At 73.8% G+C, this 23618-nt stretch carries 17 protein-coding genes and 1 pseudogene; 12 read left to right on the top strand and 6 right to left on the bottom strand.

The window, feature by feature from the left end; genetic code table 11:
• Window positions 1–123 precede the first annotated feature (123 nt).
• Window positions 124–894 (bottom strand): GntR family transcriptional regulator, encoded by a 771-nt coding sequence (locus ACFXPK_RS16960; protein WP_384990481.1) that lies wholly within the window; start codon window positions 892–894, stop codon window positions 124–126.
• Between the two features lie 271 nt (window positions 895–1165).
• Between ACFXPK_RS16960 and ACFXPK_RS16955 the strand changes: the two genes are divergently transcribed.
• The 8 genes from ACFXPK_RS16955 (at window position 1166) to ACFXPK_RS16920 (ending at window position 12472) form a co-directional block, all read left to right on the top strand.
• Window positions 1166–2317 (top strand): ABC transporter substrate-binding protein, encoded by a 1152-nt coding sequence (locus ACFXPK_RS16955; protein ID WP_384990479.1) that lies wholly within the window; start codon window positions 1166–1168, stop codon window positions 2315–2317.
• Entirely contained in the window at window positions 2317–3255 is a 939-nt protein-coding gene (locus ACFXPK_RS16950) for an ABC transporter permease (RefSeq protein ID WP_385076013.1), read from the top strand. The genes ACFXPK_RS16955 and ACFXPK_RS16950 overlap by 1 nt, the downstream gene beginning before the upstream one ends.
• Window positions 3243–4175, top strand: a complete 933-nt coding sequence (locus tag ACFXPK_RS16945; RefSeq protein ID WP_385076010.1) for an ABC transporter permease — start codon at window positions 3243–3245, stop codon at window positions 4173–4175. Before ACFXPK_RS16950 ends, ACFXPK_RS16945 begins: the two co-directional genes overlap by 13 nt.
• Before the next feature lie 5 nt (window positions 4176–4180).
• Window positions 4181–5293, top strand: coding sequence for an ABC transporter ATP-binding protein (locus tag ACFXPK_RS16940; RefSeq protein WP_385076007.1), 1113 nt, complete (start codon window positions 4181–4183; stop codon window positions 5291–5293).
• Complete coding sequence (locus ACFXPK_RS16935) at window positions 5290–5979, top strand: HAD family hydrolase (protein ID WP_385076004.1); 690 nt, start codon at window positions 5290–5292, stop codon at window positions 5977–5979. The genes ACFXPK_RS16940 and ACFXPK_RS16935 overlap by 4 nt, the downstream gene beginning before the upstream one ends.
• A gap of 371 nt (window positions 5980–6350) precedes the next feature.
• Window positions 6351–9080 (top strand): pyruvate, phosphate dikinase, encoded by a 2730-nt coding sequence (gene ppdK, locus ACFXPK_RS16930; RefSeq protein WP_384990610.1) that lies wholly within the window; start codon window positions 6351–6353, stop codon window positions 9078–9080.
• Window positions 9081–9607: 527 nt separating this feature from the next.
• Window positions 9608–10627, top strand: a complete 1020-nt coding sequence (locus ACFXPK_RS16925) for an ArsR/SmtB family transcription factor (RefSeq protein WP_384990466.1) — start codon at window positions 9608–9610, stop codon at window positions 10625–10627.
• A 435-nt stretch (window positions 10628–11062) separates the two neighbouring features.
• On the top strand, window positions 11063–12472 hold the full coding sequence (locus ACFXPK_RS16920; protein WP_385076001.1) for an endo-1,4-beta-xylanase: 1410 nt from the start codon (window positions 11063–11065) through the stop codon (window positions 12470–12472).
• Here the strand turns inward: ACFXPK_RS16920 and nirD are convergent.
• On the bottom strand, window positions 12462–12839 hold the full coding sequence (gene nirD / locus ACFXPK_RS16915) for a nitrite reductase small subunit NirD (RefSeq protein ID WP_384990460.1): 378 nt from the start codon (window positions 12837–12839) through the stop codon (window positions 12462–12464). The genes ACFXPK_RS16920 and nirD overlap by 11 nt on opposite strands.
• Entirely contained in the window at window positions 12836–15400 is a 2565-nt protein-coding gene (nirB, locus tag ACFXPK_RS16910; protein ID WP_385075998.1) for a nitrite reductase large subunit NirB, read from the bottom strand. Before nirB ends, nirD begins: the two co-directional genes overlap by 4 nt.
• Before the next feature lie 292 nt (window positions 15401–15692).
• Between nirB and ACFXPK_RS16905 the strand changes: the two genes are divergently transcribed.
• The 4 genes from ACFXPK_RS16905 to ACFXPK_RS16890 all read left to right on the top strand — a co-directional run bounded on the left by ACFXPK_RS16905 (window position 15693) and on the right by ACFXPK_RS16890 (window position 18322).
• On the top strand, window positions 15693–16472 hold the full coding sequence (locus ACFXPK_RS16905) for a sulfite exporter TauE/SafE family protein (RefSeq protein ID WP_385075995.1): 780 nt from the start codon (window positions 15693–15695) through the stop codon (window positions 16470–16472).
• A 56-nt stretch (window positions 16473–16528) separates the two neighbouring features.
• Window positions 16529–17272 (top strand): NADPH-dependent FMN reductase, encoded by a 744-nt coding sequence (locus ACFXPK_RS16900; protein ID WP_385075992.1) that lies wholly within the window; start codon window positions 16529–16531, stop codon window positions 17270–17272.
• A 145-nt stretch (window positions 17273–17417) separates the two neighbouring features.
• Window positions 17418–17786 (top strand): divalent-cation tolerance protein CutA, encoded by a 369-nt coding sequence (gene cutA, locus ACFXPK_RS16895; RefSeq protein ID WP_385076030.1) that lies wholly within the window; start codon window positions 17418–17420, stop codon window positions 17784–17786.
• Window positions 17783–18322: a gamma-glutamylcyclotransferase family protein gene (locus ACFXPK_RS16890; RefSeq protein ID WP_385075989.1), complete on the top strand. Its 540-nt coding sequence runs from the start codon at window positions 17783–17785 to the stop codon at window positions 18320–18322. Before cutA ends, ACFXPK_RS16890 begins: the two co-directional genes overlap by 4 nt.
• A gap of 12 nt (window positions 18323–18334) precedes the next feature.
• On the opposite strand, the gene ACFXPK_RS16885 is transcribed toward ACFXPK_RS16890, so the two are convergent.
• The 3 genes and pseudogenes from ACFXPK_RS16885 to ACFXPK_RS16875 form a co-directional block, all read right to left on the bottom strand.
• Window positions 18335–18976 (bottom strand): vancomycin high temperature exclusion protein, encoded by a 642-nt coding sequence (locus tag ACFXPK_RS16885; RefSeq protein ID WP_385075986.1) that lies wholly within the window; start codon window positions 18974–18976, stop codon window positions 18335–18337.
• A gap of 302 nt (window positions 18977–19278) precedes the next feature.
• Window positions 19279–21132, bottom strand: a complete 1854-nt coding sequence (locus tag ACFXPK_RS16880; protein WP_385075983.1) for a hypothetical protein — start codon at window positions 21130–21132, stop codon at window positions 19279–19281.
• A pseudogene (locus ACFXPK_RS16875) lies at window positions 21129–23618 on the bottom strand (DUF5682 family protein); the annotation flags it as partial. The gene ACFXPK_RS16880 and the pseudogene ACFXPK_RS16875, both read right to left, overlap by 4 nt.

The raw sequence follows: 23618 nt of genomic DNA, 5'->3' as shown, positions 1-23618 counted from the left end.
ATCGTGCTGCCCCCCCACACCTCCCGACCGCTACGCGGCCCCCCGCGCCCCCCCCCCCCCAGCGCCCCCGCCCGGGCCCCCGCTCCGCCGCGCGGCGGGGGGCACATCCGGCGTGCGCGTCCGTCACGCCCGGCCGGGGCGGTCGGTCACGTCCGGGCCCGCGTGCCGCTCCAGGGGTGTCGCCGCCGCCGAGTTGCTGACGCTGAACACGACGCTGCCCGCCGGATAGCGGTCGTCGGTCCACTCGATGGCCCGGCCCGCCGCCGTGTTCGTCAGATGGCGCTGGCGCAGCAGCGGGCTGCCGCGCCGTACCCGGAGCAGCCGGGCGTCCTCGCTGCCCGCCGCGACCGCGTCGATGAGGTGGTCGCCGTAGTGCGCGACGACACCGGCCCGCTCCGCGAGACTGTCCATGATCGACACGCAGTCGACGGGCAGCGCCAGGACGACCGGGGCGACCCACGGGGCGTACGCCGTGCGCTCCACCATCGCGGGCTCGCCGTCGAGCCGGCGCAGCCGGACCACGTACAGCACCGCGCTGCCGGGGTCGATCCCGAGCCGGGAGGTCTCCTCCGCCGTGCCGGGCCGTTCCGTGCGGCTCAGGATGCGGCTGGAGAGGTCGAGCCCCATCGTCCCGGCCCACTGGGCGAAGCTGTTGAGCTGCGCGAAGCTGTGGCGCCGCTCCTGGCGCAGTACGACCCGGCGCGCCCCCTGCCGGGAGCCGATCAGCCCCTCCGAGGCGAGCAGGCCCACGGCCTGCCGTACCGTGCCGCGCGAGACCGACCAGCGGGCCGCGAGATCGCTCTCCGACGGGAGCCGCGCGCCGACCGGGTGGACGCCGTCCGCGATCGACCGGCGCAGCGCCTCCGCGATCTCCAGATAGCGCGTACCGCTCACGCCCCGCCCCTCTCCGTCCGGCCCTGCCTGTGTACAGGTGCGCCACCTGACCGGCGCGTGGGCCTTCACTCTAACCACCCGTGGACGCGGACCGTGCGTCCCCCGTCATGGAGTGCGATCGGATGAACTGTCCCTTCTGCCGGGGCTCTGGTCTTCCTCTCTTCGTGGGGACGCGGACGTCGGGCGTTCACCCGCCGGATGTCTGAGCCGGGCGAACTGATGCCGGCTTGTATGAACAAGTCGCCACCCACTTCGCTCCGGGAGACACCGCGTGACCCGATCCGGCCTCCGCGCCCCCAGCAGACTCATCTCCGCCCTGGCCCTCGGCACGGCGGCCCTCACCGGGCTCACCGCGTGCGGTGCGGCGCCCGACGGCGGCGCCTCGGACAAGGCGGCCACCGCCACCTCCGCCGCCGACTTCGGTTCCATGAAGGACCTCGTCGCGGCGGCCGAGAAGGAGGGCACGCTCAACGCCATCGCGCTGCCGCCGGACTGGGCCAACTACGGCGAGGTCATCAAGGCGTTCGAGGCCAAGTACAAGATCAAGGTCAGCAGCGAGAACCCGGACGCCTCCAGTTCCGACGAGATCTCCGCCGTCAAGTCGCGCAAGGGCCAGAAGCGCGCCCCCGACGTCCTCGACCTCGGGATCGCCTTCGCCCGCAGCGGCGCCGCCGAGAAGCTGTTCGCCCCGTACAAGGTCGAGGCGTGGGACAAGATCCCCGCGACGCAGAAGGAGAAGGACGGCCTCTGGTTCAACGACTACGGCGGCTACGTCTCGATCGGCTGCGACGCCTCCCGCGTCAAGAACTGCCCCACCACCTTCGCCGATCTCCTCAAGCCCGAGTACAAGGGCAAGGTCGCCCTCAACGGCAACCCCACCAAGGCCGGTTCGGCCTTCGGCGGCGTGTACGCGGCCTCCCTCGCCAACAAGGGGTCCTTCGGGGACATCCAGCCCGGTATCGACTTCTTCGGCAAGCTGAAGAAGAGCGGCAACTTCATCCCCGTCGAGTCCACCCCGGCCACGGTCGAGAAGGGCGAGACCCCGATCAGCATCGACTGGGACTACCTCAACGCCGGTTACGCCGACCAGTTCAAGGGCAAGGGCGTCGACTGGAAGGTCGCCGTACCGAGCGACGGCGTCTACGCGCAGTACTACTCGCAGGCCATCAACAAGGACGCGCCGCACCCGGCCGCCGCCCGCCTGTGGATGGAGTTCCTGTACAGCGCCGAGGGCCAGAACCTGTGGCTGAAGGGGTACGCGCGCCCCGTACTGCTGCCCACGATGACCTCCGACGGCACCGCCGACAAGACCTTCGTCGCCAAGCTGCCCGAGGTCGGGGGCGTCCCGTCGTTCCCCTCCGCCGAGGAGCTGGACAAGGCCAACGCGACCCTCGCCGAGAACTGGGACAAGGCCGTCTCCTGATGACAGGCCCTCTCCCCGCCCAGGCCCCCGCCACCGGCGAGGCGGCCCCCGACGGCACGGCGTCCGCCGGGGCCGAGGGGGCCGCCCGCCGCGGACGGCGGGCGTCACGCGCCTGGCTCGGCGCCCTCCCGCTCCTCGTCTTCGCCGCCGTCGCCTTCGGACTGCCCGTCGGCGCCCTGCTGTACGGGGCCGTCACCCGCGCCGACGCGGCCACCGGCGCCACCGCCCTCACCGGCGAGCATCTGCGGCGCTCCCTCCAGGGCCCGTACCTCACCTCGCTGGCCGGCAGCGTCGAACTCTCCGCGCTGACCGCCGTGATCGGCACCCTCCTCGGGGCGCTGGTCGCGCAGGCCGTCGTCACCTCGCGCGGCGGCGCCCTGCGCAGCGCCGTCCTCACCGCGTCCGGGGTGCTCGCCAACTTCGGCGGCATCCCGCTCGCCTTCGCGTTCGTCGCCACGCTCGGCATCTCCGGGGTGGTGACCCGGCTCGGCCGGCTCGACAGCGCCGGCTGGAACCTCTACTCCTTCACCGGACTCGCCGTCATCTACCTCTACTTCCTCGTCCCGCTGATGGTGCTGGTCACCCTCCCCGCGCTGGACGGGCTGCGCCCGCAGTGGCGGGAGGCCGCGCAGAACGCGGGCGCCACCACCTGGCAGTTCTGGCGCCATGTCGGGGTCCCGGTCCTCGCGCCCTCGCTGCTCGGCGGGTTCGTGCTGCTCTTCGGCAGCGCCTTCGCCGCGCACGCCACCGCCGCGGCCCTGGTGGGCGGCTCCGTACCGCTGGTCACCCTGAAGATCGCGGACGCGCTCTCCGGGAACGTCCTGGTCGGTCAGGAGAACGTGGCGCTCGCGCTGAGCCTCGACATGATCGTGATCGCCGGACTGGTGATGGCGGTCTACCTGCCCCTCCAGCGACGGAGCACCCGATGGCTGCACTGACCCCCACCGCCGCCCCCGCGCGGACCCCGCACGCCCCGCCGACGCCGGGGCGGGGCGGGGCCGTACGCGGCCGGCGCCGCCCGCGGGTCTGGCGCGGCGCCGTACTGACCCTGGCCGGGTGCTACTTCCTCGTGCCGCTGCTCTCCTCGTTCGTCTTCACCGTCCATGTCCCGGGACGGGGCGTCACGTTCGCCGCGTACACCGGGATCCTGGCCGCCGACGGCTTCACGCGGAGCCTGCTGCTCTCGCTCGGGCTCGCCGCCGCGACCATCGTGCTCGCCCTGCTGCTGGTGGTGCCCGCGCTGGTGGCGGTACGGCTCGGGGCGCCCCGGCTGCGGCCCCTCGTCGAGGTCGTCTGCATGGTGCCGCTGGTGGTGCCGCCGATCGCGCTGGTCACCGGGGTCACCACGGTGCTGCGCTGGGGGCCCGACCATCTCTCCCGTACGCCGCTCTACCAGACCTTCCTCGCCGTGCAGAACGAGTCCTTCCCGCTCGTCCTGGTCCTCGCCTACACGGTGCTCGCGCTGCCGTTCGTCCACCGCTCGCTCGACGCGGGGCTGCGCGCCGTGGACGTCACCACGCTGGTGGAGGCCGCCCGTAACTGCGGTGCGAGCAGGCCGTACGTGCTGTGGCGCGTCATCCTGCCCAATCTGCGCTCCTCGCTGGCCGGTGCCTCCTTCCTGACCCTGGCGCTGGTCCTGGGGGAGTACACCATCGCCTCGCTGCTCGGCTTCCGGCCGTTCGCGGTGTGGATCGTCGCCGTCTCGGGCTCCGAGGCCCGGATGTCGGTGGCGGTGTCACTGCTCAGCCTGCTGATCACCTGGGCGCTGCTGCTGGCGCTCTCCCGGGCCGGCGCGCGCGCCTCGGCCGCGACCCCCGCGCCGTCGCCCGCCCCGTCCCCCGCCCCAGAGAAGGAGTAGACCCCATGTCCCCCACCTCGGTGGTCACCGCCGGGCAGCCGGCGGAGCGTACGGGCGCGCCCGGCGCCCGCGTCGAATTCCGCGGCCTGCGACGGGCGTTCGGCCCCACCGTCGCCCTCGACGGACTCGACCTCACCGCCGGGCCCGGCGAACTCCTCGCCCTGCTCGGCCCCTCCGGGTGCGGCAAGACCACCGCGCTGCGCGTCCTCGCGGGCTTCGAACACCCGGACGCGGGCGAGGTGCTGGTGGACGGCGAGGACATCACCCGCGTCCCGGCCAACCGGCGTGACGCCGGCATGGTCTTCCAGTCGTACAGCCTCTTCCCGCACCTCAACGCCCGCGACAACGTCGCCTTCGGGCTGCGTGTGCGCAAGGTCTCCGCCGCCGGACGGCGCACCCGCGCGGCCGAACTCCTCGATCTGGTCGGCCTGCCCGAGCACGGCGACCGCTTTCCGCACCAGATGTCCGGCGGCCAGCAGCAGCGGGTCGCGCTCGCCCGCGCGTTGGCGCTGCGCCCGCGCGTCCTGCTGCTGGACGAACCGCTCTCGGCGCTCGACGCCAAGGTGCGGCTCACGCTGCGCGAGGAGATCCGGCGGCTCCAGCTCTCGCTGGGCATCACCACCGTCTTCGTCACCCACGACCAGGAGGAGGCGCTCTCCCTGGCCGACCGGGTGGCCGTGCTCAACGCGGGCCGCCTCGAACAGTGCGCGCCGCCCGCCGAGCTGTACGAGCGGCCCGCCACGGCCTTCGTCGCCGAGTTCGTCGGCACGATGAACCGGCTGCCGGGGCGGCTGCGCGGCGACGGCGCCGTCGAGACCGCGGGCGTCGTCCTGCCCGTGGACGGCGAGGCCCCGCTGGGCGGGGCGGCCGAGGTGGAGGTGCTGATACGGCCCGAGAACATCACCGCCACCGCCGACCCGGAGGGCACCGCCACGGTCGTCTCCACCTCCTTCCTCGGCTCGGTCACCCGTGTCCTGCTCGACCTGCCCGGCGGCACCTCCGTCCACGCGGACGTGGCGTCGCGGGACGCCGGTGGCTTCGCGCCGGGGGTACGCGCCCGGGTCGAACCGGCGCGCCGCCCGGTGCTGGTGGTACCGGCGCGCGGTGAGCGCGCGTGACGGCGCCCGCCGCCGTCCTCTTCGACATGGACGGCACCCTCGTGGACACGGAGGTGCTGTGGTGGGAGGCGGCCGAGGAGATCGCCGCCTCGCTCGGCCACCGGCTCACCGGCGCGGACGCGCCGGAGGTCGTCGGCCGGGCCGTCGCCGACACCACCGCTCATCTGATCCGGGTCACGGGGACACCGGACCCCGCGGCCCCGGGGCGCGTCGCCGCCGAGCTGACCGGGGCGTTCCTCCGGCGGGTGCAGGCGGGCGCGCCGCCCCGGCCCGGCGTCCGCCGGCTGCTGGCCGAGCTGGAGACCGCGGGGGTGCCCTTCGCGCTGGTGAGCGCGTCGCCGCGGACGGTCGTGGACGCGGTGGTCGGGGGCTCGCTGGCCGGGGTCCCGTTCGCGTTCACCCTCTCGGCCGACGACACCGTACGGACCAAGCCGCACCCCGATCCCTACCGGGCGGCGGCCGACCGGTTCGGACTCGGCCCCGGAGCGTGTGTCGCGGTGGAGGACTCGCCGGACGGCACCGCCTCCGCCCACGCGGCGGGGTGCGCGGTGCTGGTGGTGCCCTCGGCGCTGCCGGTGCCCGAGGCGGCCGGGCGGTCCTTCGCGGGGAGCCTGGAGGACGTCGATCTCGGGGTGCTGTGCACGGTGCTGAGCGCGGCGCGCCCGGGAGGCGCGTCGAGGGCGTGATTCTCGCCACGTTTGATGATGGAGAAGCTCAGATGAGCGGATCTTGCGTGGCTGTACCTCTGGAAAGGGTGGCACGGCGTGCCACCCTTTCCGTCTTCAAGAAGTGAACTCAGACGTCGATGTCACTGCTCATATGAGCGCGAGAAGTCATGTCCGGGTCATGCCCGCTTCGAGGCGTGAAGGAGCGCCGCGCGCCCCGTCGCCGCCGGGGCGCTTTCGATCCGGTGGCGGACGGGCGGTTAAGGCCGTATGACAGTTAAGTGGCCGTACCCAGGCACCTTCGATCTGGGTATGTTCCTCGCCAGCCAGGTCAGCCACCGCGTCGTCGAGGAGTCGAGACCGTGCCGGAAAACAGTGATTCCCACGTAGCCATCTCCCAGGGGAACTCCGGGAAGACCTCCGACCAGCAGACCAAGTACGTCTACGACTTCACCGAGGGCAACAAAGACCTGAAGCATCTCCTCGGCGGCAAGGGCGCCAACCTCGCCGAGATGACCAACCTCGGGCTGCCCGTCCCGCCCGGCTTCACCATCACCACGGAAGCCTGCAACATCTACCTCGACAGCGGTACGGAACCGGCCGCCCTGCGCGACGAGGTCGGCGCCCATCTCGACGCCCTCGAAGCCCGGATGGGCAAGCGGCTCGGCCAGGCCGACGACCCGCTCCTCGTCTCGGTGCGCTCCGGCGCCAAGTTCTCCATGCCCGGCATGATGGACACCGTCCTCAACGTCGGCCTCTCCGACGCCTCGGTCGCCGGGCTCGCCGCGCAGGCGGGCGACGAGCGCTTCGCCTGGGACTCGTACCGCAGGCTCATCCAGATGTTCGGCAGGACCGTGCTCGGTGTCGACGGCGAGCTCTTCGAGGACGCGCTGGAGGAGGCCAAGCAGGCCCGGCAGGCGGCCACCGACGTCGACCTGCCCGTGGCCGACCTGAAGAAGCTGGTCACGTACTTCAAGAAGATCGTCTCTCGCGAGGCGGGCCGCGACTTCCCGCAGGACCCCCGCGAGCAGATGGATCTCGCGATCCGCTCGGTCTTCGAGTCCTGGAACACCGACCGCGCCAAGCTCTACCGCCGCCAGGAGCGCATCCCCGGCGACCTCGGCACCGCCGTCACCATCTGCTCCATGGTCTTCGGGAACCTGGGCCCCGACTCGGGCACCGGCGTCGCCTTCACCCGCGACCCGGCCGGCGGCCACCAGGGCGTCTACGGCGACTACCTCCAGAACGCGCAGGGCGAGGACGTCGTCGCGGGCATCCGCAACACCGTCCCCCTCGCCGAACTCGCCACCATCGACAAGAAGTCGTACGACCGGCTCCTGGCCATCATGGAGACCCTGGAGACCCACTACCGGGACCTGTGCGACATCGAGTTCACCATCGAGCGCGGCCAGTTGTGGATGCTCCAGACCCGCGTCGGCAAGCGCACCGCGGGCGCCGCCTTCCGGATCGCCACCCAACTCGTGGACCAGGGGCTGATCGACGAGGCCGAGGCGCTCCAGCGCGTCAACGGCGCCCAGCTCGCACAGCTCATGTTCCCCCGCTTCGACGAGGACGCCAAGCGCGAGCTGCTGGGCCGGGGCATCGCCGCCTCGCCCGGCGCCGCCGTCGGCAAGGCGGTCTTCGACTCGTACACCGCCATCAAGTGGTCGCGCTCCGGCGAGAAGGTCATCCTCATCCGCCGCGAGACCAACCCCGACGACCTCGAAGGCATGATCGCCGCCGAGGGGATCCTCACCTCGCGCGGCGGCAAGACCTCGCACGCCGCCGTCGTCGCCCGCGGCATGGGCAAGACCTGTGTCTGCGGCGCCGAGGAGCTGGAGGTCGACACCAAGGCGCGCCGGCTGACCGCGGGCTCCACGGTCATCGAGGAGGGCGACGTCGTCTCCATCGACGGCTCGACCGGCAAGGTCTACCTCGGCGAGGTCCCCGTCGTGCCGTCGCCCGTCGTGGAGTACTTCGAGGGCCGGATGCACGCGGGCGCCGACGACGCCGACGAGCTGGTCGAGGCCGTCCACCGGATCATGGCGTACGCGGACCGCCGCCGCCGGCTGCGCGTGCGCGCCAACGCCGACAACGCCGAGGACGCCCTGCGCGCCCGCCGCTTCGGCGCCCAGGGCATCGGGCTCTGCCGTACGGAGCACATGTTCCTCGGCGAGCGGCGCGAGATGGTCGAGAAGCTGATCCTGGCCGACACCGAGGACGAGCGCGAGACGGCACTCGGTGCCCTGCTGCCGCTCCAGAAGAAGGACTTCATCGAGCTGTTCGAAGCGATGGACGGCCTGCCGGTGACGGTCCGGCTCCTCGACCCGCCGCTCCACGAGTTCCTGCCCGACATCACCGAGCTGTCGGTACGGGTCGCCCTCGCCGAGGCCCGCAAGGACCACAACGAGAACGATCTGCGCCTCCTCCAGGCCGTCCACAAGCTCCACGAGCAGAACCCGATGCTCGGGCTGCGCGGGGTACGGCTCGGGCTGGTCATCCCCGGGCTCTTCGCCATGCAGGTACGGGCCATCGCGGAGGCCGCCGCCGAGCGCAGGAACGCCAAGGGCGACCCGCGCCCGGAGATCATGATCCCGCTCGTCGGCACGGTCCAGGAGCTGGAGATCGTCCGCGAGGAGGCCGAGCGGGTCATCTGCGAGGTCGAGCGCGCCAGCGGCTGCGAACTCAAGCTGTCGCTCGGCACGATGATCGAGCTGCCGCGCGCGGCGCTGACCGCCGCCCAGATCGCGGAGGCCGCCGAGTTCTTCTCCTTCGGCACGAACGACCTCACCCAGACAGTCTGGGGCTTCTCCCGGGACGACGTGGAGGCCAGCTTCTTCACGGCGTACCTGGAGAAGGGCATCTTCGGGGTCTCGCCGTTCGAGACCATCGACCGCGACGGTGTGGGCTCGCTGGTACGGAGCGCGGCCGAGGCGGGCCGCGCCACCCGTCCCGGCCTCAAGCTGGGCGTCTGCGGGGAGCACGGCGGCGACCCGGAGTCGGTGCACTTCTTCCACGAGGTCGGCCTCGACTACGTCTCCTGCTCGCCGTTCCGGATCCCGGTGGCGCGGCTGGAGGCGGGACGCGCTGCGGCGGAGTCGGCCGGCAGCGACTCGCGCTAGCAACCCGGGGCCGGCCGGCCCCGTACCGGACACCGGGGCCGCTTCCGCGGTTCACCCCTCACCCTCGCCGAGCCGGCGGGGGCGGCCCCGGGGTACAGAGGGGGCGGGCGCGCTGTGCGGCGCGCCCGCCCCTGTCATGTCGGCGCGCCCGCCTCTGTCATGTCTCCGTAAAGAAATGTGCGGCGCCTTCCCCGTACGCCCGGGGAACGCGGCCGGTCGTTGAATACGAATCGACGGAGAGGGGCACGGCCGGAGGATCCCCACCCACCGGCCGTGCCCATTACGCGAGCCGGGCATGGAGCCGCAACCCGTACCGACCGCCGCCAAGCGCGCAAAGCCCCCCACGGCCTCCGTCGCGCCTTTTCGGTCGCTTCAGGTTTCATGCCCGACGAGGTACAGCTTTTCGCCGGTCGAGGGGGCTCCGCGACCCGTTTCAACTGTGGCTGAAACACCGTGGTAACAGCAGGTGATGGCGTGCATACTCAGTGATGGGGCGCGAGGGTGGACGCAACAGGTGGGGATGAGAAGTGCTGCGTATTCATTTCACCGGCAAAGACCTGGGTGGGGTCAGGATGGCTGCCGGGCCCGATCCGCTGTGGGAGACGATTCTCAGTTTTCATCGAATACGGGATCGGCGCGGACCGCTTGTCTTCGGGGAATGGCGCGGGGAAACACGGACCAGGTTGAAAGGTGAAACAAGCCTGCTCTCGGCGCTCGTTCCGCAGCGCGGCTATTTCCCGGATTTCCTCACCCCCGCGCAAGGCCGCCTCGGCATGGCGGCGGGGCTCGAAGCGCTGCGCGCGACCCCGCAGGAGCGGATCCGTGCCGAACTGGCCCTGGTCCCGGCCGGCGGCGCGCGCCCGGCGCGCAAGGACCCCGGCGGCCGGCTCGCCCCGCTCGCCGACGGCGGCCCCGGCTGCCTGGCCCGGCTCGTGGAAGTGGTGCGTACGTACTACCGCGTCGCCGTCGAGCCGTACTGGCCGCAGATACGGGCCAGGGTCGACAGCGACCGCGCGCTGCGCGGCCGGGCCCTGCTCGACGGAGGCGCCGGCCGGCTGCTCGCCACGCTCCCGCCGATGCTGCGCTGGAGCGGCCCCGTACTGGAGGCCGACTATCCCGTGGAGCGCGAACTGCGCCTGGACGGGCGCGGACTGCTGCTCCAGCCGTCCTTCTTCTGCCGCTCCACCGCGGTGGTCCCCCGGGACCCGGCGCTGCCGCCCGTGCTGGTCTACCCGGTCACCCACTCCGACGCGCCCGCCGTCGCGGAGCGCGGGGGACCCACCCTCGGGCGGCTCCTCGGCCACACCCGGTCCGCGGTCCTCCACGCCATCGAGCAGGGCGCGACCACCAGCGAACTCGCCCGCAGGACCGGTGTCTCGCTCGCCTCGGCCAGCCAGCACGCCTGTGTACTGCGCGAGTCGGGCCTCGTGGTCACCCTGCGCCACGGCAACGCCGTGCTGCACTCGCTGACCCCGCTGGGCGCGGCCCTGCTGCACGGCCGCGCCACCACGGAGGTCCTCGCCGCCCGGGGGCCGGCCGGTTGGTGACGGGCCCCGTGGAGGGGCGGCGGGCCTCGCGGAGAGGCGGCGGGCGCCGCCGTGTCGAGCCGTAGGCCGGTGGGCGCAGGGCGGTGGTCGCAGGGCGGTGGTCGCAGGGCGGTGGGGGCGGGGGGGGGGGGCCCGCGCGGCCCCCCCCCAAACAACGCCCGCCCGCCGGGCGGCCGCCCGGCGGGGCCGGGCCCGGGCGGGGGGGGGGGGGGCGGGGGGGGGGGGCGGGGGGGGGGGGGGCGGGGGGGGGGCCACCTGCCGGCGACCACCGATCAACGGCCGTCGGCCGGTGCGCCGGACGGCTTCGCCGTGCCCGTTGACGAACGTCGGCCGCACCTCTAGCTTCCTCCCTGCGCACGCTCGAAAGTTTCAGGGAACTTTCCGAAACGTCTGGAGCCTCCACGAGAAGGGACCATCGTGAGGACACTCCGCGCCTTGGCCGGACCCGGCCCCTGGGCCCGTACCGTCGCGGCGCGCGCCGCGGCCACCCTCTCCGCGCTGACCGCCGCGGCCGTCGCGGTGGTCGGACTCGCCGCACCCGCCCACGCCGCCGATCCCGTCCTGCGGGACCTCGCCACCGCCAAGGGGATCTACTACGGCACCGCCGTCACCGCGTCGAAGCTGACCGGTACGTACGGGAGCATCACCGGCGCCCAGTTCAACTCGATCACCCCCGGCAACGAGATGAAGTGGGGATCGGTCGAGCCGACCCGTAACACGTTCAACTGGGGCGGCGCGGACCAGGTGGTGAACTTCGCCGCCGCCAACGGGCAGAAGGTACGCGGCCATACGCTGGTCTGGCACAGCCAGATGCCCAACTGGCTGGCCAACGGCACCTTCGGCGACACCGAACTGCGCACGATCATGACCGACCACGTCACCACCGAGACGGCCCGCTACCGGGGGAAGATCGACCACTGGGACGTCGTCAACGAGCCGTTGAACGAGGACGGCACGATGCGGGCCAGCAAGTTCTACACCCAGCTCGGCGAGTCCTACATCGCCGACGCCTTCCGGGCCGCGCGCGCCGCCGACCCCGCGGCCAAGCTGTACATCAACGACTACAACACCGACGGCACGGGCGCCAAGAGCAACGGGATGTACACACTGGTCCAGCGGCTCAAGGCGCAGGGTGTCCCGATCGACGGCGTCGGCTTCCAGGGACATCTCATCCTCGGCCAGGTGCCGTCCACCCTCCAGGCCAACCTCCAGCGCTTCGCGGACCTCGGGGTGGACGTCGCGATCACGGAACTCGACATCCGGATGACGCTGCCCGCGACCGACGCCCAACTCGCCCAACAGAAAAACGAGTTCAAGGCCGTCACCAGCGCCTGTCTGGCCGTCGCGCGCTGCAAGGGCGTCACCGCGTGGGGGTTCACCGACTCCGACTCATGGATCCCCGACGTCTTCCCGGGCCAGGGCGCGGCCACCCCGTACGACGCCGACTTCCAGCCCAAGCCCGCCTATTACGGCATCGCGGAAGCCCTCGGCTGGAGCGGTGACGGCGGCGGGCCCACCCCGACGACCGGCTGCGCGGTCTCCTACGCCGTGCAGAGCCAGTGGAACACCGGCTTCACCGCCGACGTGACGCTGAAGAACACCGGCACCACCCCGGTCAACGGCTGGACGGTGCGCTGGACCTGGCCCTCCGGCCAGAGCGTCACCTCGGCGTGGAACACCACCCTCACCCAGTCGGGCACCCAGGTCACCGCCGTCAACGCCGCCCACAACGCGGCGATCCCGGTGGGCGGTTCGACGTCCTTCGGCTTCAACGGCGCCTGGAGCGGCGCCAACACCGCCCCGAGCGGCTTCACGCTCAACGGCACCGCCTGCACTACGTCGTAGCGGGCACCAGCTCCTCGTCCCGTACCCCCGCCCGCACCCGTACCTCGTACGCCTGGACGGCGACCTCCTCGTCGTCCAGGCAGCGGCCGGTCGCCAGCTCGAACCGCTGCTTGAGCAGTGGGGACGCCACGAAGAACCGCCCCTCGTGCGTCCCGGTCAGGCCCCGGGAGAGGACGTACGCCCCGGAGAACGGATCCCGGTTGGAGACCGCGTACGGCGCCCCCGACCGGTCCAGGAACAGCGCCACCTGCCGGCCGTCCGGGAGCAGCGCGGCCACCCCGCGCCCCGGGGTGAGCGTGGACACCCCGCAGACGGGGAACCACGTACCGTCCCCGAGCAGCACTTCCAGCGTCTCTGATGCGGTCATCGGGCGGTCGCCCCTTCCAGGGTGAGGAAGACCAGGTCCGGCTTGACCTGATCGCGTTCCGGTACGAACTTCACCGACGGGTCCGGCGCGTCGGGCGCGTTGACGAACGAGACGAACCGCCGCAGCCGCTCCGGGTCGTTGATGGTCTCCGCCCACTCGTCGCGGTATCCGGCGACATGGGCCGCCATCAGCGACTCCAGCTCCGCGCAGAGCCCCAGCGAGTCATGGACCACCACGTCGCGCACATGGTCGAGGCCGCCCTCGATCCGCTCCAGCCACGCGGAGGTGCGCTCCAGCCGGTCGGCGGTGCGGATGTAGAACATCAGGAACCGGTCGATCAGCCGCACCAGCCCGTCGTCGTCGAGATCCTGCGCCAGCAGATCCGCGTGGCGCGGGTCGGCGCCGCCGTTGCCGCCGACGTACAGGTTCCAGCCGCTCGCCGTCGCGATGATCCCGAAGTCCTTGCCGCGCGCCTCCGCGCACTCGCGCGCGCACCCGGACACCGCCGACTTCAGCTTGTGCGGCGAGCGCAGCCCCCGGTAGCGCAGCTCCAGGTCGATCGCCATCTTCACCGAGTCCTGCACGCCGTAGCGGCACCAGGTCTGCCCCACACAGGACTTGACCGTCCGCAGCGACTTCCCGTACGCGTGGCCCGACTCGAAACCCGCGTCCACCAGCCGGGTCCAGATCAGCGGCAACTGGTCCACACGGGCGCCGAACAGGTCGATCCGCTGACCGCCGGTGATCTTCGTGTAGAGGCCGAAGTCCCGGGCCACCTCCCCGATCACGATCAGCTTCTCCGGGGTGATCTCGCCGCCGGGGATCCGGGGCACGATCGAATACGACCCGTTGCGCTGGATGTTGGCGAGGAAGTGGTCGTTGGTGTCCTGGAGCGCGGCCTGTTCGCCGTCCAGCACATAGCCGCTCACCCCCAGCGCCGGGGCGAGCGAGGCGATGATCGAGCCGACGGTCGGCTTGCAGATCTCGCAGCCGTCCCCGCCGCGCGCGCCCGCACGGCCGTGCGAGTCGAGCAGCTCGGCGTAGGAGGTGACGCGCAGGGTGCGGACGATCTCGTACAACTCGCTCCGGGTGTACGGGAAGCAGCCGCACAGCCCCTGGTCGGCGGGGCCGTTGCCGTTCGCGGCCAGCAACTGGCCGATCACCTTGACGCAACTGCCGCAGCCCGTACCCGCCTTGGTGCACTTCTTCACCTCGGCCAGTGACGAGCAGGCGCAGACGGCGCCCTTGCTGACGTTGTGGCAGCTACAGATCACGGCCTCGTCCGGCAGCGACTCCGGGCCCATCGCCGCCGGGGCGCCGAGCCCGGCCGGCACCACCAACCGGGCGGCGGAGACCGGCGGTACGCTCCCGGTGAGCGGGCGCAGCATGCCGTACGCGTCGGCGTCCCCGACGAGCACCCCGCCGAGCAGGGTGCCCTCCCCGTCCACCACCAGCTTCTTGTAGATCCCGGCCTGCGGGTCGGAGTAGACGACGTCCAGCGCGCCGGGCGTGGCGCCGTGCGCGTCGCCGAACGACGCCACGTCCACGCCCAGCAGCTTCAGCTTGGTCGACAGGTCGGCGCCGGTGAAGCCGTCCCCGTCCGTGCCGTCCCCGTCCGTGCCGTCCCCGTCCGCCGCCAGGACGTCCGCGACCGTGGTCGCCATCTCGTACCCGGGCGCCACCAGCCCGTACACCCGGCCGTCCGACGCCAGCGCGCACTCGCCGATCGCGAAGACGGCGGGATCGGACGTCCGGCACTGGGCGTCGACGGCGATCCCGCCGCGCTCGCCGACCGTCAGCCCGGCGTCCCGCGCGAGCTGGTCGCGCGGGCGCACACCCGCCGAGAAGACGACGAGATCGGTGTCGAGCACCGAGCCGTCCGACAAGGCCATCCCGGTGACGGTCCCGTCGGCGTCCGTCGTCACCTCCTGCGTCCCCACCCCCGTGTGGACCGTCAGCCCCATCGACTCGATCGTGCGCAGCAGGGCCGCGCCCCCGCCGTCGTCGATCTGCACCGGCATCAGCCGGGGTGCGAACTCCACGACATGCGTGGCGAGCCCGAGCCCCTTCAGCGCGCCCGCGGCCTCCAGCCCGAGCAGCCCGCCGCCGACGACCGCGCCGGTGCGGGCCGTCATCGCGTACTCCTCGATCGCGAGCAGATCCTCGATGGTGCGGTAGACGAAGCAGCCGGTCGCGTCCTTGCCCGGTACGGGCGGTACGAACGGGTACGAGCCCGTGGCCAGCACGAGCGTGTCGTACGCGAAGACCCGCCCGGCCCGCGAGGTGACCGTACGGGCGGCGCGGTCCACGGCCTCGGCCGGGTCGCCCACGTACAGCTCGATGGAGTGGCGTTCCATGAAGTCCGGTTCGGCGAGGGCGAGATCCTCGGGCGTACGGCCGTCGAAGTACGAGCTGAGCCGCACCCGGTCGTAGGCGGGGCGCGGCTCCTCGCAGAGCACCACGACCCGGGCCCGCCCGGTCACGCCGCGCTCGGCCAGGGCCTCCAGGAACCGCTGGCCGACCATTCCGTGGCCGACGACCACGATCGTGGGGGTGGACATCTCGGGGGCCTCCATCGGTAGGTCGTGGCTGGAAGCCTGCGCGGTGGCTGTTACCCGGCCGCATCGCCCCCGTTTCCCGTACGGAACGCTGCGCTCAGCGCACGGGGCGTGCGGGTGTGAGGGAGGCGGGGCGGACGGGTGTGAGGGAGGCGGGGGCGGGCGGAGGCGTGGGAGGCGGGGCGGGCGCCGCGCGCGGTGGCGTGGGAGTCGGGGGCGGGCGCCGCGCGGTGGGGCAGGAGTGGCCGATGATGTCGTTGGACAGGCCATGTATGTCCTCCATAAGGTCGCGCACATGCCCGACATATCGCTGACCGTGCTCATCCTGCTCTGCCTCGCCGCAGCCGCCGCGGGCTGGATCGACGCCGTGGTCGGAGGGGGAGGGCTGCTGCTCCTGCCCGCGCTGCTGCTCGGCCTGCCGCAGGTCTCCGCCGCGCACATCCTCGGCACCAACAAGGCCGTGGCGATCGTCGGCACCACGGGCGCGGCGGTCACGTACGCGCGCCGGGCGCCGGTGGACGTGCGGACGGCCGTGAGGATCGGGCTCATGGCCCTCACCGGGTCGATGACCGGCGCGTTCTTCGCGGCCGGCATCAGCAGCGAGACGCTGCGGCCGGTGATCATGGTGGTGCTGCTGGGGGTTGCCGCCTTCGTGATGCTGCGGCCGTCGTTCGGCCGCGAGCAGGCGGGCGGCCCGGTGGGGCGTCGGCGCACGGTCCTCGCGATCGTGCTGGTGGGCGGGGGGATCGGCTTCTACGACGGGCTCTTCGGGCCGGGTACGGGAACGTTTCTCGTGCTGGGGCTCACCGCCGTGCTCCACCTGGATCTGGTGACGGCCTCCGCCACCGCGAAGATCGTGAACGTCTGCACCAACGCCGGGGCGCTCGCGATGTTCGCGTACCAGGGCACGGTGCTGTGGCAGCTCGCCGGGCTGATGGCGGTCTTCAACCTGGCGGGCGGGATGTTCGGCGCGCGGATGGCGCTCCGCAAGGGCAGCGAGTTCGTCCGGGGGGTGCTGCTGGTGGTGGTGTTCTCGCTGGTCGCGAAGTTGGCGTACGACCAGTGGACGGCCTGACCGGCGCGCCGCCCCGGCCTTGACCTCAATCTTGGTCGAGGTAGCAGGCTCCGGGTATGCCTCCCACGACCGGGTCCGCCACGGACTCCACCGCCGCCCTGCCCTCGTCCTCCTCCGACGACTTGCCCTCGTCCTCCGTCGCCACCTTGCCCTCGGCCTCTGCCGCCGCCCTGCCCTCGTCCTCCGCCGAGTCCGTCCCGAACGGGGCGCCCGGCGCCGCCGGCGCCCCGCTGCGGCTCGCCGTCATCCTCGGCAGCAACCGCGAGGGACGCTTCGGCCCCGTCGTCGCCGACTGGTTCCTCTCCCGCGCCGCCGAGCGCCCCGACTTCACCACCGAGCTGATCGACCTCGCGCGGGTGGAGCTGCCGACTGCCCTCTCCGCCCGCCCGGGGCCCGCCGTCCGCGCCGAACTGGCCAAGGTCACCGCGCCGCTGGCGGCGGCGGACGCGTTCGTCGTCCTCACGCCCGAGTACAACCACTCCTTTCCCGCCACCGTGAAGTCGCTCATCGACTGGCACTACGCCGAGTGGCACGCCAAGCCCGTCGGCTTCGTCTCGTACGGCGGGGTCTCCGGCGGTCTGCGGGCGGTGGAGCAGCTTCGGCAGGTCTTCGCCGAACTGCACGCCGTCACCGTCCGGGACACCGTCTCCTTCCACGGCGCGGGCGCCCACTTCGACGACACGGGCCGGCCCAAGGACCCCACGGGCAGCGACGCGGCGGCCACCGCGATGCTCGACCGGCTCGCGTGGTGGGCCCTCGCACTGCGCGAGGCGAAGTCGGTCCGCCCGTACGGGGGTTGAGACGGGACGTGCGGGCCGGGCCGGAGGTGTGGTACCACCGCCGGGTACGTTCCCCGCCGTACGGAACGTCGGCCGGAGCGACCGCCGGGACACCCGCGGAACGCACCGGCCGGCCCGCGACCCCGAAGGAGCCCCGCCCGTGACCCTGCCCCCGTCACCCCCGTCACCGCCGTCGCCCCCGTCACTCCCGTCCTTCGGACATCTGACCGTGCTGACCACGACCGACAGCGCCGAGAAGGCGGAGGAGCTGGCCAGGGGCGTGATCGAGGCGCGGCTCGCCGCCTGCGCGCAGATCTCCGCACCGGTCACCTCCGTCTACCGCTGGCGGAGTGCGATCGAGACCGCGCAGGAGTGGCAGGTCCTCTTCAAGACGACCGTGGAGCGTTACGACGCGCTGGAGGCACATCTGAAGGCGGCCCACGACTACGACACGCCCGAGATCATCGCCACGCCGGTGGTGCGGGGGAGCGCGGAGTACCTGGCGTGGGTCACGGAGGAGACGGGCAGGGCATGACAGAGGTCGCACCCGACCTGTCCGGCTCGTCGCCCGGAGAGCCGTCCGGTGGGCCGTCCGACGGGCCGCTGCCGTTCTTCGTCTACGGCACGCTGCGGCCCGGCGAACACAACCACGACCTGTTCCTGCGCGGCCGTACGGTGCGCGAGGAGCCGGCCGGGCTCGCGGGGGCGCTGCTGTACGACGGCCCCGGCTACCCGTACGCGGTCGAGAGCCCCGGCGGGGTCGAGAGCCCCGGCGCGGGTACGGGTCCCGGCGCGGCCCCGGGGGCGCTTGTCGTGGGGGAGCTGGTGACGGCGGCGAGCAGCGCCTACGCCGAACTCCTCTCCGTACTCGACGAGTTGGAGGGGTACCGCGCCCCGGGCGACCCACGCAACCTCTACGAGCGGGCCGCCCGCGACATGCTGCGCGCCGACGGCACCGCGGTCCGCGCCTGGGTGTACTTCGCGGCGCCCAGGACGGCACGCGACCTGCGGCGCCGGGGGCGGCTGATCGCGGGCGGCGACTGGCTCGCGCACATCACCCCGGCCCCGTAGAAAGCGCGGGGATCACCCCGGCCCCGCAGAACCGGTGTCCGGGGCGTCCGTCGCCGGACCGCTCCCCGTGGCGACCGTGCCTCCCCGCGCGTGGGCCAGCGCCTCCGCCACCCCCGGTTCGGCCGGTCCGAGGAACGTGGGCTGCCGGTCCGTGACGGCGTCGGCCGCCGCCTTCCCCGCGGCGAAGATCTCCCGTACGGCCCCGTAGTACCAGGTCACGTCACGCGGCTCCGTGACCCCGACGCCGTACGCCTCGATCCCCGCCGACCCGCAGAGTGCCACCGCGCGCCGGACATGGAAGCCCTGCGTGACCAGCAGCGCCCGCTCCACCCCGAAGATCTTCTTGGCCCGGACGCACGAGTCCCAGGTGTCGAACCCCGCGTAGTCGCTCACGATCCGCCGGTCGGGCACGCCGTGCTCCACGAGATAGGCGCGCATGGCGTCCGGCTCGTCGTACTCCGTCCGGCTGTTGTCCCCGGTGACCAGCACGACCTTCACCCGGCCCGCGCGGTACAACTCGGCGGCCGTGTCGAGGCGGTGGGCGAGATACGGCGTCGGTCCGCCGTCCCGCAGCCCGGCGCCGAAGACCACCGCGACGTCCCTGGCCGGGGCGTCCGCGACCGTACGGACCCGGCCGTCCGCGACCGCGTGCATCCAGCCCGCGGGCGCCAGCGCGAAACGCAGGCCAGCATGGCCGCCTGCACGGCGCGCCGCCGCGAGCGCGGCTCACGCAGCCGGGCGCGCACCGCCTTGAGCGGCTTCGCCGCCCTCACTGCCTCCACCGCCCTCAGCGCCTTCGCCGGTCCGGGCAGCCGCATGGTCCCTCCCCGCGGTGGTCCGGCCCGATGGGGCCGACCGACCCGGGAGACCCGGGCGGCCACCTTCCTGTACGACGATCAGCCGCGCCGAATGGTTCACGTACCGCCTCCCCGCGTTGGAGGCCGACCCGTTCCCGATCAGCCGGCGGCGGACTCCGGTATCTCCGGCGGTGACCAGGCGGCCAGCAGCAGCGCCTCGGTCGCCGCAGCCGTGTAGACCGAGGCGGCCAGCCAGGCCAGGGCGAACCCGTCGGGGTCCGCCGGGAGCAGCCGGCCCAGCACGTCGTGACGGCGGTCCGCCGCCGCCCCGGCCAGGGCGAGGGCCCGCTCCGCGCCGGTGTGCAGGCCCACAGCCCGCAGCCGGCGCGGGAGTTCGTCCTCCACGGCGGCGGCGGAGACCGCGCGCCCGCCCGCCACCGCCCGGTCCACGGCCCGGCGCAGCAGATCCAGCTCGACGGGGAGCGCCGGTGGCGGGGCGGTCCGCGCGGGCCCCGCCCCCCGTACGGCGGGGAGGTGCGAGCGGTTGAGCCGGCGCAGCCCCAGATCCGCGCGGACGTCCTCCCCGTCGTGGCCCGTCCAGCACGCGGCCAGGACATGCACGAGGTCGGGGCGGTGCGGTACGACCCGGGCGACGAGCCGCAGGGCCAGTCCGGGGCGGGCGGCGAACAGCGCCAGGTTCTCCGCGTACGGCAGTTCGGGCCGCTCGTCCGGTGCCGCCAGCCGCAGCAAGGGCCCGCCGGACACGGCGAACCCAGCGGCGCCGCCACCGGGCTCCGGACCGGTGAGGGTGCCGTCGAGGAAGAGCAGATCGCCGCCCGCGCCACGGGAGTCGAAGGGCTCCGCCGACCAGGCGAGCGCCGCGGCCAGTTGCGCCGCCGGTGGCCGCTCCCAGAGCGCGGCGAGCGGCCCCTCCCGCCACCCCGCCCCCTCGGCCCGTACGGAACGCACCTGCCCGCCCCCGCCGATCCGCCCGTCCGGCGAGACCGTCGGCGAGGTGAGGATCACCCCGGCGCCGTCGCCCAGCTCCCGCAACGTGAGCGCGCAGCCGCCGGGCAGCGGTGTCCCCGACGCCTGGAGGGCCCGTCCGGGCCCGCCGGGAGCCACGTCCGAGCGGGTACGGAGCGTGCCGTCCGGGGCGAGCGCGTACACGGTCGCGCCCGCGTATCCGGACGCCGTGACGACCGGCTCGGTGAACAGCCCGTACAGCCGCAGCGGCCCCTCCGACCGGTAGTCGCGGCGGGCCGGCGCCGCCGCGTCGGCGGGGCGGCGCACCAGATCGAGCAGCTCGGCGAGTTCCCCGGAGAGCCGGGAGAGCCGGAACGCCGGATCGTCGGAACGGGCCTCGCCGAGCTGACGCGCGATCCGGACGGCGGTGGCGGCGGGCCGGGGCAGCCCGGCCAGACGCGCGGAGTGCGCGGCGTGCAGCAGCTCGGCGCGGTGCACGGCGCCGGACCCGCCGACACCCGAGACGAGCACGGCGGTCGCGGCCTCCCCGAGGGCACGCAACGCCCGGCCCCGCACACCGTCGAGCCGAACCCCATCGACCCCACTGGCCTCACCGGCCCCATGTGTTCCGGCCTCCGGGGCGGCCCCGGCCTCCGCACCCGCCGGGCCCGCCGCGCCCGCTTCCGTCGTCCCGGTCTCCTCCGCCCCGCCGTCCGCCGCGCCGCTCCCCAGCGCGAGGGGCGCGGCCGACAGCACGGCGGCGCGATGGAGACAGGCCGGGGCCAGCAGACAGTTGCAGACCGCGCTCTCCGCGTCGGCCACGATCCCGTCCGTCACCCGCAGCGTGACGGTGGTGTCCTCCGCGACCCGGACGAGGACACCCTCCGGGGCCGTCTCCACCGGTCGGCCGGCCACCTTCGCGACCGCCCCGTCCACCCGCTTGCGCAGCCGGGCGGGCAGCAGATCGAGCGCCCCCGCCGCGACCTCGGGGGCCACGGGCGGCAGTACGGCCGTGGACCCCACGGGTCCTGTGGTGGAATCCGTCATCGGTACGCACCTCCTACTTGTTCGCCGACCCAGCGGGCCAGCTCCAGGGGGCTCAGCGCCGCGACCGGCATGCCCGCCCCCACCAACTGCCCTGCCACGCCCACCGAATAGCGGGGCCGCCCCCTGTCGTCCAGCGAGGCGCAGCCGAGGACACGGCAGCCCGAGTCGACCAGCGCCCGCACCTCGGCGAGCAGCGGGGAGACCGGGCCGCCCTCCTCGAAGTCGCTGATCAGCACGGTCAGCGTGCGGGACGGCACGGTCATCAGCTCCCGGGCGTGCCGCAGCCCGCGCGCGATGTTCGTGCCCCCGCCGACCCGGACCTCCAGCAGCAGGTTCAGCGGGTCGTCCACATGGTCGGTCAGATCGATCACCTCGGTGGAGAACGCGACGAAGTGGGTGCTGATCGCCGGGACCCCGGCCAGGACGGCGGCGGTGAGCGCCGCCCAGATCGTGGACGCCTCCATCGAACCCGAGACGTCCACGACCAGGATCAGCCGCCAGTCCGCCGACTTGCGGCCCCGGCTGCGGAAGACCGGCCGCTCGGGCAGGACCGTCACCGCCCCGGTCTCCGCGTCCCGGCGGGCCGTCGCCAGATTGGCCCGCAGCGTACGGGAGAGATCCAGCGGGCCACCGGGGCGCCGGGTCGGACGCGGATGTGCCGCCCCGGTCAGCGCGGGACGTATCCGGCTGGCGAGCGCCCGGGTCAACTCGGCGACCAGCCGCGCCAGCAGGGGCCGCAGCCGGGCGAGCTGCCCCTCGGGGAGGCCGCCCGCGTACGACAGGACCGTACGCAGCAGCTCCACGGAGGGCCGGGCGCCCGCCGGGTCGAGTTCGAGGGCGGCGTCGAGCCGCCCCGCGTCGGCGGCCGCCGCGAGCACCTCCTCCCGTACGCCGGGCCCGAACAGCGCCGACAACTCCTCCGACCAGGACCGCACATCGGGGAACGAGCCTCCGGTCCCGCCTCCGCCGCCTTCCGTGTTCGCGCCCCCGTCCCGCTCCTCGCCCCGGGCGCCCTCACCGCGCCCGTACCCGTACAACTCGTCGAGCGCCCCGGCGATCCGTCCGGCTCGGCCGCCCAGCCCCCGCCCCTTCCCGAGCAGCAACCGCCACCGGACACCGGCGCCGAGAGCCCCCTCCGCCTCCGCCGCGACGCTCTGCGCGGAGCCCGCTGCTCCGGGCTCGGCCACGGAGGAGCCGCGCGCCGGCCCACTGTCCACCGCGCCCTGTGCCACCGCGCCGTCCCCGGCGCCCGGCGTCGTACCGCCCCAGCCCCTCGCCGCCAGGGCCTCCCGGCCCGCCAGATCGGCCGCGGCGAGGAGGGCCGCCGCAGCGGGGTCCGCGAACGCGGGCGGGAGGGTGCCCGTGGCGAGGCCCGTACGGTCCCGTACCGCGTCCAGCAGTCGGGACCTGGCGGCGGGGGAGAGGATGTCGAAGCCCGCCCGCAGCGCGGGCAGCCGGTCGAGGAAGGCACGGTCGGGCAGCGACTCGACCCGCTCCAGCAGCGGATCAAGCGCACGGCCCGTCTCCAGCAACGGGCCCGCCGCCAGCAGCGTTCCACGCAGGAAGTCCGCCAGCTCGGCACGGCGCGCGGGGGTGGTCGCGTCGTCCACCCGGGACGCCACCCGGACGCCGAACCCCGTCACCTCCCGCTGCCCCAGCAGCACCCGGGCCGCCCCCGCCGCGCCCCGGACCAGTGGGGTCCCCTCCGTGTCGAGGCGCCGCAGCGCCGCGTCGAGCCGCAGCCCCCCGCCGCCGCCCGGCGCGCCCGGGGCGAGCGTCGCGGTCGCCCGGTCCGCCAGCGACACCAGCGCACGCGCGTCCGCCGGGTCCGTGGACCCCGCCAGCCCGTCGAGCGCCCGCACCCCGGCCGTGGTCAGCTCCTCGTACGCCGCGTCGAGCGCGGCCCTTTCCCAGCCCTCCGGCAGCCCGGGCAGATGGCCCGACCTGATCCGGTCCAACAGGGCGAGACCCGCCAGCAGTTCGGGCAGGGTGCCGGATTCCGGCAGCACCCCGGCCAGCTCCGCCAGCCGCTCGGCCGCCCACTCGGGCAGCCCGCAGAGCGCCGCCTCCATCAGCCCGGCCAGCGCCTGGGCGGCCGTCGGCCCGCCCGCGCGCCGTTCCGCCGCGTGCCGCCTGCGCAGCATCCCCGCCGCCGCCTGATCGAGCGTCACCCCGTGCACACCCGCCAGGTCGAGCATCGCGGCCGTCGACGGAGTCCACGCCACCACCCAGCGTGTGGTCAGCGGGCCCGCGTCGCCCACCCCCGCCACCTCGCCCTCCTCGCCGTACGGGATCCGGCAGACGGCCAGCCGGCGCAGACACACCTCCCGGCGCCGGTCCAGCCCGCTGCGGTGGGCGTCGAGGCGCAGCTCACGGCGGCCCGGGGGGCCCCGCGCCGGCCCCGCCCCACACACGCGCACCCCCTCGGCCCCGCGGGCCCCCCCCCGCACCCGGGGGCGCGCGGGCGCGCTCGGCCGCCCCGGCCC

Source organism: Streptomyces sp. NPDC059142 (genome assembly GCF_042755665.1).
GTDB lineage: Bacteria > Actinomycetota > Actinomycetes > Streptomycetales > Streptomycetaceae > Streptomyces.
Note: the sequence above shows the minus strand (reverse complement) of the source record. Positions and strands in the feature narration are given on the sequence as shown.

Coding starts and splice junctions, on each gene's coding strand:
- ACFXPK_RS16950 (WP_385076013.1), top strand. CDS start 2,317: ATGACAGGCCCTCTCCCCGCCCAGGCCCCCGCCACCGGCGAGGCGGCC.
- ACFXPK_RS16945 (WP_385076010.1), top strand. CDS start 3,243: ATGGCTGCACTGACCCCCACCGCCGCCCCCGCGCGGACCCCGCACGCC.
- ACFXPK_RS16940 (WP_385076007.1), top strand. CDS start 4,181: ATGTCCCCCACCTCGGTGGTCACCGCCGGGCAGCCGGCGGAGCGTACG.
- nirD (WP_384990460.1), bottom strand. CDS start 12,839: ATGACCGCATCAGAGACGCTGGAAGTGCTGCTCGGGGACGGTACGTGG.
- nirB (WP_385075998.1), bottom strand. CDS start 15,400: ATGTCCACCCCCACGATCGTGGTCGTCGGCCACGGAATGGTCGGCCAG.
- ACFXPK_RS16905 (WP_385075995.1), top strand. CDS start 15,693: ATGCCCGACATATCGCTGACCGTGCTCATCCTGCTCTGCCTCGCCGCA.
- ACFXPK_RS16900 (WP_385075992.1), top strand. CDS start 16,529: ATGCCTCCCACGACCGGGTCCGCCACGGACTCCACCGCCGCCCTGCCC.
- ACFXPK_RS16890 (WP_385075989.1), top strand. CDS start 17,783: ATGACAGAGGTCGCACCCGACCTGTCCGGCTCGTCGCCCGGAGAGCCG.
- ACFXPK_RS16885 (WP_385075986.1), bottom strand. CDS start 18,976: ATGCACGCGGTCGCGGACGGCCGGGTCCGTACGGTCGCGGACGCCCCG.
- ACFXPK_RS16880 (WP_385075983.1), bottom strand. CDS start 21,132: ATGACGGATTCCACCACAGGACCCGTGGGGTCCACGGCCGTACTGCCG.